This is a genomic window from Candidatus Cardinium hertigii, from assembly GCF_003788695.1.
The window spans coordinates 15,853-17,109 of record NZ_RARA01000027.1 but is presented as its reverse complement, the minus strand read 5'-3'; the positions used below and the strand labels follow the sequence as shown (position 1 = coordinate 17,109).

Annotated in this window: 1 protein-coding gene; it reads left to right on the top strand. The window is 35.2% G+C overall.

Annotated elements, in window-relative coordinates; all coding sequences use genetic code 11:
* Nucleotides 1-90: 90 nt before the first annotated feature.
* Nucleotides 91-1,050, top strand: coding sequence for a hypothetical protein (locus EDM02_RS04675; protein ID WP_123663474.1), 960 nt, complete (start codon nucleotides 91-93; stop codon nucleotides 1,048-1,050).
* Nucleotides 1,051-1,257 lie beyond the last annotated feature (207 nt).

Below are 1,257 nucleotides of genomic sequence, written 5' to 3'. Positions count from 1 at the left end.
AGCTGGGATCTTCTATGCATTACGGAGGGAAGATACTATTATAAATTGGCTATTATTGTTGAAAATTTTCATGTTAAAAATCCAGCTCTATTGGCATCATCTCAGTTTAATGGAAGAGAGGGATTGTTTTCTCGTAAGGAGTTAGTGGTAGGTCTATTTCCTATACTAAAAAAAGCAGAAATAGTAAATGTACTTACGTTAGATAGTTTAGAGCCGTTTATACAGTATGCGTATTGGATAGATGAACGTAGTGGTGAATATGACAAATGCAAACAGTGGGTTAATTCAGCATTAAAAGAACTGGAAGTAGCATTGAATTTGGATCTACTTACAGCATATACGTTCCCATTATTAATGAAATGTATAAGGAGAGAAGGTGATACAGGATGTATTCTATCTTCAAGAAGTAGTTTTTTGAAAAAGCTAAAAAATCAAAACATTCTTACACAGGATAATTTTCAGTTGTTATTAACTACAAAGATACCCGGACCCTTTTTTACAAAACCCTTTTTTACAGAACCCTTTTTTACAGAACCCTTTTTTACAGAACCCTTTTTTACAGCTGAAGCTCGTTTAGAGAGTATGGAATTACTGTTCGGAGCAGGTTTACTTACAGAGCATAACTTGCAGGTATTACTATCCCATGAAGAAGAAGAAGTAGAGGAGGTGAATATCACCTTACAAGTACTTACTGAGTTAGGCTTACTGACGCAGGGTATGTTTCAAGTAATAATGGAATCAAAACTAGAAGGGTTAACTCTACACCATCGCCCTCACCCTCAAGGCAAAATATTTCAGTTAGATTTAGATTTAAATATGTTAGTTTCCAATCCCAATCCAGAGGCAATAAATCGTCCTCCAAAAATCCTTTTTTTTAAGGATATTATTATGCAACTAAATACCGCCGGTTTATTTACAGCTGCCAACTTTAAGCTTCTTTTCGCTTCTAAGCTTAGTATGGGCACAATAATAAATAGAATACGACAGTTGAAAAGTGCAAACGTGTTTACGGAGGATGAGCTACAATTGCTACTAAAATCATCTTTATAAGCCATAGATGTAATACTTAGGTAAAAGATGGTATCCTTTCACTTGCGTGACAGCAAAGCAGTATTTGTTCACTTGCGTGGTAGCCATATTTTATGTATCCGTTCAGTGCTGTGGCCTATGCGTATTTTTTCACGTTCGTATTTAGAAATAGCGCAATAATGTAAGTTTATAAAAAACGCGCCTTGAACAAAGCTGTGATTAGAAAAG